Origin of the sequence: Methylomonas rosea, from assembly GCF_024505055.1 — a bacterium.
Classification (GTDB): domain Bacteria; phylum Pseudomonadota; class Gammaproteobacteria; order Methylococcales; family Methylomonadaceae; genus Methylomonas; species Methylomonas rosea.
In genome coordinates, this window is record NZ_JANIBL010000102.1 from 1 (window position 1) to 8,613 (window position 8,613).

Genomic DNA, 8,613 nt, shown 5'->3' on the forward strand with positions numbered 1-8,613 from the left:
AATAGACGCAAAAGGGACGTACTCATGCGGCATTTGACTTAAGCAAATAAGCTGGTTAACTATAAACCGGGGGATAAAACGATGAAAGATAAACTATTGCCAAAAATTGACGAGAACCTGGTGTCGAAAATTGTGGATATTTTCTATGCCAGTATGCTGGATGACTATCGGATCAACCGATATTTTTACTCCAGGCCTATCCAGGAGCAAAAGGAACCTCTAAAACAGCTTGTAAACGCTTTGCTCAGCGCAGAGCTCGTCGAGCCGAAAAAACTGTCCGAATTGGCTGATGATTATTTTGCGGCGGCTTTTGCCAGAGGGAACGCCAAGCCCAGTTTGGTCAATAATCGAGACTTTGCGTTTTTAGAGATGTTCGTCACCGGCGATCTTGTCGGCAGCGACGAGAAACCCCATCTCACTCTGCTCTGCCCCGGCCACTCCCATTTTTTAAGATTACAGCCCATCGACGATAACTACGATGTGGTTTTGGAACTATTGCAAAACAGCCTCAATCAATTGGAAGTTCCGCAGGAAACGGCTGCACAGATCATGGCATTCGCGGCGTCGGGCCGCGACGGTATTCTTGGCAGAGGCCAAGCAATTTATGATGACGGGGATATAGCGACCGATTTCCGTACACATGGTTAATTTTGCTATTGTCTAAAGCTCGGAAATTGCTATATGGCGCTGTTGCGCTTGGTCGGCTGGGCAGGCTTTTTGTTAGGCGCGCGAATTTTAACGAATCTACAAGTCTTGGGCTTGAATAAACCTGAGTTGTCAGCATTCAATCAAATTCACCGCCAAGCCGCCGCGTGAGGTTTCCTTGTATTTGGTTTTCATGTCGGCGCCGGTTTCGCGCATGGTTTTGATTACCTTGTCCAGGGATACGAAATGCTTGCCGTCGCCGCGCAGGGCAATTCGCGCGGCGTTGATAGCCTTTACCGATCCCATCGCGTTACGCTCGATGCAGGGCACTTGCACCAAACCGCCGACTGGGTCGCAGGTCAAGCCCAAGTTATGCTCCATCCCGATTTCGGCGGCGTTCTCGACCTGCTCGGGCGTGCCGCCCAATACTTCGGCCAGTGCGCCGGCCGCCATGGAACAAGCGACACCGACTTCGCCCTGGCAGCCGACTTCGGCGCCGGATAGTGAGGCGTTCTCTTTGTACAAGATAGCTATCGCAGCTGCCGTCAGCAAGAAGCGAATTACACCTTCCTCATTCGCGCCGTCGCAAAAGCGCCAGTAGTAATGCAATACTGCCGGGATGATGCCGGCAGCGCCGTTGGTGGGTGCGGTCACCACGCGCCCGCCCGAGGCATTTTCCTCGCTGACGGCAAGCGCGAACAAATTTACCCACTCCATCGTTCCGACCGGCAGGCTCGGCGTTTGCCGGGGTATTTCGCCACTGAGCTGCCGATAGAGATTGGCAGCTCGGCGCCTGACTTTCATGCCGCCCGGCATTACCCCCTCTTCGTGCAATCCGCGTTCGACGCAAGCCTGCATCACCTGCCAGATGTTTAACAGTTTTTGGCGGATTTCCTCTTCACCCAGCCAGGCTTTTTCATTGCTTAGCATCAAGTCGCTAATCGATTTGTTATGTGTCGCGCACAGTTTTAGTATCGCTGCACCAGTTTTGAAAGGGTAGGGCAGGCAGGTATCGTCATTGCTCAGCCTATCAGCGGCCGCAGCTGCGTCGGTCACTACAAATCCTCCCCCTACCGAATAGTAATCGCTTTGTAGCAGTTCGGCGCCGTTTGCGCCGAATACGGTAAAGCGCATGCCGTTGGAGTGATAGGGCAGTACTTTGCGTTGAAACAGCAAGTCGGCCTTCTCGTTGAACGGCACCGGGTAACGTTGCAATAGCTTAACTGCCCCCGTCTCGCGGATAGTCGCTAGTCGTTGCGGAATGATGGCGGGGTCAATCAAGTCGGGTGCTTCGCCTTCCAGACCAAGCAATACCGCTTTGTCGGTGCCGTGGCCTTTGCCTGTCGCGCCAAGCGAGCCAAACAATTCGATGCGTAAGCGCTGTACTTCGCCAATAACGCCCTGTTGTTCCAGATTATTGACGAACGTCATCGCCGCCCGCATGGGCCCTACGGTATGAGAGCTGGAAGGTCCGATACCGATTTTAAAAATATCGAAGACGCTGATAGCCATAGTTATCGCCTAAATAGTGCTGAGAAAAGTGTTTCAAGAATAAAGGATCTGCATTCCCATCGATAGCACAGCAATTAATATGCCTCTGTCGCGAGGTTATAAACAGTATTTAGAAACCACAGGGCAAGGGGGCATTACAAACTAGACTTATGGGTAAAGTTTGTGTGCGAAAACAAACTGACTGCCGGTTTTTCCGGAGCAATTAGGGTTCGAGCCGCGAATGTCTTTCTTTTGAACTACTGGAGCCGCGCCATGAAAATACTGTTTTTAATTGGCTTTAGCATATGCGCATTTTTACCGGTTTACCAGGCGATGGCCCAACCGATGAAATGTGTCGTCGATGGAAAAACTTTGTATACCGACGATCAGACCCTGTGTGCGAAAGGAGCCATCAAACCTATCAATGGCAGCGTACTGATTTCATCTTCTCCAAAGGCAATACAAGACGCAGATAATATTGCCAAGCCTGCTCTTGAATTGCCGTCCGGCCTGAATGGCATTCTCCAGCATTTTGGCATCACCGAAAAAGAGCTGGCGGATGGTTGGCAAACCGTTATGGAGGCGCATAAGCGCGGGTCATGGAAAGCGCCTGAAATACCTGAGGATGACAAATAGCGGTTGTTGGTTCAATTCAATCAAACACGGCCGATTGCATTGGTATAAGGTAAGTATAGAGGCATAAAAAAAACCCCGCGAAGCCGGATAGCTTGCGGGGCTTTGCAATAGTGTGGGCCTGCGTGAAGCAGGCTTAGCTAATTACAGGCTGTAGTACATATCCAGTTCAACAGGGTGAGTGCTCATACGCAGACGAGTCACATCTTCTTGTTTCAATGCGATGTAGCCATCAATCACGTCATCGGTGAATACGCCGCCACGAGTCAAGAACTCGCGGTCTGCATCCAGAGCCGCCAAAGCTTCGTCCAGAGAGAAAGCCACTTGTGGAATCGCTTTTTCTTCTTCTGGTGGCAGGTCGTACAAGTCTTTATCCATCGCTTCACCAGGGTGAATTTTGTTTTGGATGCCGTCAAGGCCGGCCATCAACATGGCAGAGAATGCCAAGTATGGGTTAGCGGTTGAGTCTGGGAAACGTACTTCGATACGGCGACCTTTAGGGTTGGTGACGTAAGGAATACGGATAGACGCAGAGCGGTTACGTGCTGAGTAAGCCAGCATCACAGGCGCTTCAAACCCAGGAACCAGACGTTTGTAGCTGTTGGTTGAAGGGTTGGTGATGGCGTTCAATGCTTTAGCATGTTTGATGATGCCGCCGATGTAGTACAGAGCGGTTTCAGACAGGCCGCCATACAGGTTGCCGGTGAACAGGTTAACACCGCCTTTAGCTAAAGATTGGTGTACGTGCATACCGCTGCCGTTGTCGCCAACCAGTGGTTTTGGCATGAAGGTAGCGGTTTTGCCATAGGCGTGAGCAATGTTGGCAATTACGTATTTCAAGCCCAATACTTCGTCGGCTTTTTTAACCAAGGTGTTGAATTTAACACCGATTTCGCACTGACCGGCTGTGGCCACTTCATGGTGATGAACTTCGACAGTTTGGCCGATTTCTTCCAGAACCAAGCACATTGCAGAACGCATATCTTGGAATGAATCGACTGGCGGCACGGGGAAATAACCACCTTTAACGCCTGGGCGGTGACCGATGTTGCCGTTTTCGTAAACTTTTTCAGAGTTCCAGCCGGCTTCTTCGGAATCAATTTGGTAGGAACAGCCGCCCATGCTGGTGTTCCAGCGGACGTCGTCGAAAATGAAGAATTCGTTTTCAGGGCCAAAGAACGCGGTATCGGCGATACCGGTAGATTGCAGGTAAGCTTCAGCGCGTTTGGCGATAGAGCGAGGGTCGCGAGCGTAACCTTGCATGTCTTTCGGTTCGATAATATCGCAACGCAAGATCAGGGTTTTGTCGTCAAAGAATGGATCGATAACCGCCGTGCTTGGGTCGGGCATCAGAATCATGTCGGATTCGTTGATGTGTTTCCAGCCGGCGATGGATGAACCGTCGAACATGTTACCTTCTTCAAAGGTATCTTCGTCGATAGTGTGCGCTGGGAAAGTAACGTGTTGTTCTTTACCGCGCGTATCGCAGAAACGGAAGTCGACAAATTTTACGTCGTTTTCTTGGATTAATTTCAGAACGTGATCAACAGACATTAGTGAGGGTCTCCGTGGGTTGTAGTTGTTTTGGTTGAGAAGCTAAACGTTTTAACAATATCATCAAACGTAGTAAAGAGCTATAACAAACAAAGCCTCCAAAGGGCTTTCAACTCTATGGAGGCTTATAGATTTAAAACGATAAATTTGCTTGGGTTACCAACTTAGAAAGTGATGACTACGTCCGCAGTAACCAAGAATTGGTTGTGGCGTGTACCGTTGTCGAATGCTTTGGCATTATCGGTAAAGTCGTAACGTACATTTGGACGCAAGTTCAACCATTTTGCCGGTTTGTAGCTCATGCCAGCTGTTACGGCGTAATAGCCGCTTGCTTCTTGGAAGTTACTGGCCAAATAGTTACCGCCACATGCAAAGTTCGCTCCCTCATTACCGGCTGCCGCATAGCAACGGCCGGGGCCGTATACCCGAATGCCATTGTGATCACGGAACCATTCTGCGCGGACACCGGCGGAAACTTTGTCATTTACATCGTAAATCAAATATTGGTTGATGCCATACCATTCCGCGTCTTGTGTAGCCGTGCCATTGGGTGCGGCGCTCGCAGTCCAGATGTTGTTGGCAAAGCCGTGGTCATGTTGAATGATGTAGTGCAGCTTGTCGGTGAAATTGTGCTTTCCAACAATGCTGTAAATCGCCCAGGTGTCGTTGCTGTTTTCGGAACGGTCGCCGGCTGTTGAAGTAATTGCCAACGATGTGCCGGCGTCATCGCTAGTCCAAGTCACGCCGCCCAGCCAAGCCCAGTTACCCAGGTCTCTATCCCAGTTACCGTCCCAGCCGCCGGAGTTGCTGCCGGTGACCGCGCCGCCCATTACTGTCCAGTTGGGGTTGTAGGCGTAAGTTGCCAGTATACCTGTGTGGGTAAACGGTTCGCCGTATTGCATGGTGTATGGTTTAGTGATGAAGAAGTTGTCCGGTGCGGTAACGACTTCGTAGCCGATTGGGGTATAGAAATGACCGGCTTTGACTGCAATACCGTTTCCGAAAGGCAGGTTAAATTCCGCGTAGGCTTGCGGCAAGGCTAAGCCATAAAAGCGCTCGCCATGTCCGCTTAAATTCAAATCCCAATTGCCCCGGTCACTGCTCGTGACTGCATCGCCTGGATCCAGTCCAAAAGAGCCATAAGCTTGCGTGAATGCGGCGTCGGTACCGTACATCACGTCGACTCGGCCGCCGATGTCGAAGGAGTCGCCGTTTACGTTTATGGCTTTTTGCAAGTACAGATACAACTGGTTCATTTGCAACTCGCCGGTACGGTCATTGAATGTGACCGGTCCGTTGAAGCCATCGCTGTTGCTGTTCATGTTGGCGCCAATGCTGGTGTTCAGCCAGCCGCCAACTTTCAAGTTGTGATCGGTCATGAATTTCGATGCGTTCGGATCAATACCGGCTGCGCCCAGCAGTCCGGATGCTTCCGTCCAGCTGTCCGCAGTAGCGGAGGCACTGCAAATCACCATTAAACCGGCTAAGCAAGCGCGGCTGTGTGATTTTGTTAACGTTGTGTTGTTTCTCATGGTGGTTATCCCCTTGGTTCAGTGATTACTGAAGATTGTATAGCAGTTTTTAGGCCATATTCGATTTATTAAAAATCAATAAGATAGGCGCCATATGTAGGCTAGTTCATGAATCGCAATGGTGCAAATTCTTTTTGTTGCACCAAAGTAATGCGGTGTTGTTATGTTGCGACAACGCCCGATTTATTCTTAAAGCAAACCACCAAAACTGGCGGATCAAGGCCTGTAGGGCGGTATTGAGTTGCAATGGTGCAATCCAAAAGACGTCGCACCACTTTAGTGCGTTTCTTTTGTCCTTTTAGTTGATGTGTTTAATAAATCGTTAAAAATCATGGGAATAAATAGTGGCATGCATCATGCTTTGCTTGTTTCGGGAATTTACTAACTCAAGCAAAGAGGTGTTGAACTATGAAACTGATAACAGCGGTGGTTAAGCCGTTTAAGCTAGACGACGTGCGTGAGGCGTTGTCGGATATCGGTGTATCTGGCGTAACGGTTACTGAAGTAAAAGGCTTTGGTCGGCAGAAAGGCCACACGGAACTCTATCGCGGTGCCGAATACGTGGTGGACTTTTTACCCAAGGCAAAAATAGAGGTAGCGGTTGCGGATGCTTTGCTTGAGCAAGCCGTCGAAGCGATTGTGAAAGTAGCCAATACCGGGAAGATCGGCGATGGCAAAATTTTTGTAACCGATCTGGAGCAGGTGGTTCGGATTAGAACCGGCGAATCCGGCGAAGAAGCTCTTTAATATCAAGATGGGGAAACCAACAATGAAATATTTAACAGGCATGGCGCTGTTCGCGCTGTTTGGACTCTCGGGCATGGCGTTTGCGGAAGAGGTTGCGGCACCGGCCGTGCAAGCTACCGTCAATAAGGGTGATACCGCATGGATGATAGTAGCCACCGTTTTGGTTGCGTTAATGGTAATACCCGGCTTGGCCTTGTTCTACGGCGGTATGGTGCGCGCCAAAAACATGCTATCTATCTTGATGCAGGTCTTTGTTATTTTTTCGATGACGGCGATTATGTGGGCAACATTCGGCTACAGCGTTGCGTTTACCGAGGGTAACGCCTTCTTCGGTGGCTTTAGTAAGGCATTTTTGCAAGGCATCACCCCGGATTCGATGGCGGCGACTTTCAGTAAGGGGGCTTATGTACCGGAATTCATTTATGTGGCGTTCCAGCTGACATTCTCGGCTATCACGCCGGCGTTGATCATCGGCGCATTTGCCGAGCGGGTTAAGTTTTCAGCGGTGTTGTTGTTTACCGTGATTTGGTTTAGCTTTTGCTATTTACCGATGGCGCATATGGTTTGGTACTGGGCCGGCCCTGATGCGTATACCGATGCTGCTGCCGCCGAAACTGCCGGTGCGACTGCGGGCTTTTTATTCCAAAAAGGCGCGCTGGATTTTGCCGGCGGCACCGTGGTACATATCAACGCCGGTATTGCTGGCCTGGTTGGTTGCTTGATGATCGGTAAGCGTATTGGCTATGGTAAAGAGTTCATTGCCCCACATAGCGTTACCATGAACATGATAGGCGCGTCCTTATTGTGGATAGGCTGGTTTGGCTTTAATGCAGGTTCCAACCTGGAAGCCAACGGTCTGGCTGCATTGGTCTTCGTCAACACCTTGCTGGCGGCCGCCGCGGCAACGCTGGCCTGGATGGGTGCGGAATGGGCAGTGCGTGGCAAACCCAGCATGTTGGGTGCTACGTCAGGCGCGGTTGCCGGTTTAGTCGCCATCACCCCTGCTTGCGGCTGGTCAGGTCCGATGGGTGCTATCGGTTTGGGTTTGGTGGTCGGTGCGGTATGCTTCTGGTCGGTAACCTTTTTGAAACACGCACTTAACTACGACGATTCATTGGATGCGTTTGGTGTGCATGGGGTCGGCGGTATCATCGGCGCTTTGGGTACTGCCGTGGTTGCCAGCCCTGTCTTGGGTGGTACCGGTGTATGGGATTACGTCACCAACGCGACCTTGCCTGATTACAGCGTGATGACCCAGCTTGCCAGCCAAGCCTGGGGCGTCGGCATCGCCATCGTTTGGTCGGGTGTGGTGTCTTTTATTGCCTTCAAAATTGCTGATGTGGCTTTGGGTCTGCGAGTTAGCGAAGCGACCGAACGCGAAGGTCTGGATGTCACCGAACACGGCGAAACCGCTTATCACGTTTAGGCTTGCAAGCTGCGGTTAACGCGAAAAGAAACGGGTGGTCGGCGATGGCTGCCCGTTTTTGTTATCATGAAGCACTACTTTGGTGCTTTTGCCCGCGTAAATTGTAGGTTCTACCGGAATTATTTATTATGGTGGCAACAGTGACGAAACAGCTTTTTAATCATTCGAATTTGGGGATAGCATGAAATTAATTACAGCGATTATCAAACCATTCAAGCTGGACGACGTCAGGGAAGCCTTGTCCGAGATCGGCGTGGCCGGTGTGACGGCGACCGAGGTTAAAGGTTTTGGCAGGCAAAAAGGCCATACCGAGTTGTATCGCGGCGCCGAGTACGTGGTGGATTTTCTGCCTAAGGTCAAGCTGGAAATCGCAGTTGCGGAACACGTTGTCGACCAAGCCGTGGAAACCATCGTCAAGGCCGCAAACACCGGCAAAATTGGCGACGGTAAAATTTTTGTGACCAACTTGGAACAGATCATTCGCATTAGAACCGGCGAGACCGGAGAAGACGCTATCTAAAGTATTCAAAAAATAAAAACAGCGAAACATCAAAAATCGCCCTGGTCTGCGCGTTATTCGCAGAC

8 protein-coding genes are annotated in these 8,613 nt (G+C 50.6%); 5 read left to right on the plus strand and 3 right to left on the minus strand.

The window, feature by feature from the left end; all coding sequences use genetic code 11:
- The first annotated feature begins 81 nt into the window (after nucleotides 1-81).
- Nucleotides 82-648 (plus strand): globin family protein, encoded by a 567-nt coding sequence (locus NP589_RS20805; RefSeq protein WP_256608686.1) that lies wholly within the window; start codon nucleotides 82-84, stop codon nucleotides 646-648.
- A gap of 129 nt (nucleotides 649-777) precedes the next feature.
- Here the strand turns inward: NP589_RS20805 and NP589_RS20810 are convergent, their stop codons facing one another.
- Nucleotides 778-2,157, minus strand: coding sequence for an L-serine ammonia-lyase (locus NP589_RS20810; RefSeq protein WP_256608687.1), 1,380 nt, complete (start codon nucleotides 2,155-2,157; stop codon nucleotides 778-780).
- Nucleotides 2,158-2,319: 162 nt separating this feature from the next.
- Here NP589_RS20810 and NP589_RS20815 point away from each other — a divergent pair, with 162 nt between their 5' ends.
- Nucleotides 2,320-2,772: a hypothetical protein gene (locus tag NP589_RS20815; RefSeq protein ID WP_256608688.1), complete on the plus strand. Its 453-nt coding sequence runs from the start codon at nucleotides 2,320-2,322 to the stop codon at nucleotides 2,770-2,772.
- 141 nt (nucleotides 2,773-2,913) lie between these two features.
- On the opposite strand, the gene glnA is transcribed toward NP589_RS20815, so the two are convergent.
- Nucleotides 2,914-4,323, minus strand: coding sequence for a glutamate--ammonia ligase (gene glnA, locus NP589_RS20820; protein ID WP_020485489.1), 1,410 nt, complete (start codon nucleotides 4,321-4,323; stop codon nucleotides 2,914-2,916).
- 164 nt (nucleotides 4,324-4,487) lie between these two features.
- Nucleotides 4,488-5,855: a porin gene (locus tag NP589_RS20825; RefSeq protein WP_256608689.1), complete on the minus strand. Its 1,368-nt coding sequence runs from the start codon at nucleotides 5,853-5,855 to the stop codon at nucleotides 4,488-4,490.
- A 408-nt stretch (nucleotides 5,856-6,263) separates the two neighbouring features.
- On the opposite strand from NP589_RS20825, the gene NP589_RS20830 reads away from it, so the two are divergent.
- From NP589_RS20830 to NP589_RS20840, 3 genes are all read left to right on the plus strand, one after another.
- Nucleotides 6,264-6,602 carry a P-II family nitrogen regulator gene (locus tag NP589_RS20830; protein WP_020485491.1) on the plus strand — a complete coding sequence of 113 codons (339 nt, stop codon included), beginning with the start codon at nucleotides 6,264-6,266 and terminating at the stop codon, nucleotides 6,600-6,602.
- A 22-nt stretch (nucleotides 6,603-6,624) separates the two neighbouring features.
- The gene (locus NP589_RS20835) at nucleotides 6,625-8,028 is read left to right on the plus strand and encodes an ammonium transporter (RefSeq protein WP_256608690.1); all 1,404 of its coding nucleotides are present in this window, start codon (nucleotides 6,625-6,627) and stop codon (nucleotides 8,026-8,028) included.
- A gap of 181 nt (nucleotides 8,029-8,209) precedes the next feature.
- Nucleotides 8,210-8,548, plus strand: coding sequence for a P-II family nitrogen regulator (locus NP589_RS20840; RefSeq protein ID WP_020485493.1), 339 nt, complete (start codon nucleotides 8,210-8,212; stop codon nucleotides 8,546-8,548).
- Nucleotides 8,549-8,613 lie beyond the last annotated feature (65 nt).

What these genes read in the sequence shown, in the direction of transcription:
- NP589_RS20825 (WP_256608689.1), bottom strand. Translation starts at nt 5,855, where the DNA reads ATGAGAAACAACACAACGTTAACAAAATCACACAGCCGCGCTTGCTTA.
- glnA (WP_020485489.1), bottom strand. Translation starts at nt 4,323, where the DNA reads ATGTCTGTTGATCACGTTCTGAAATTAATCCAAGAAAACGACGTAAAA.
- NP589_RS20810 (WP_256608687.1), bottom strand. Translation starts at nt 2,157, where the DNA reads ATGGCTATCAGCGTCTTCGATATTTTTAAAATCGGTATCGGACCTTCC.
- NP589_RS20830 (WP_020485491.1), top strand. Translation starts at nt 6,264, where the DNA reads ATGAAACTGATAACAGCGGTGGTTAAGCCGTTTAAGCTAGACGACGTG.
- NP589_RS20835 (WP_256608690.1), top strand. Translation starts at nt 6,625, where the DNA reads ATGAAATATTTAACAGGCATGGCGCTGTTCGCGCTGTTTGGACTCTCG.
- NP589_RS20840 (WP_020485493.1), top strand. Translation starts at nt 8,210, where the DNA reads ATGAAATTAATTACAGCGATTATCAAACCATTCAAGCTGGACGACGTC.
- NP589_RS20805 (WP_256608686.1), top strand. Translation starts at nt 82, where the DNA reads ATGAAAGATAAACTATTGCCAAAAATTGACGAGAACCTGGTGTCGAAA.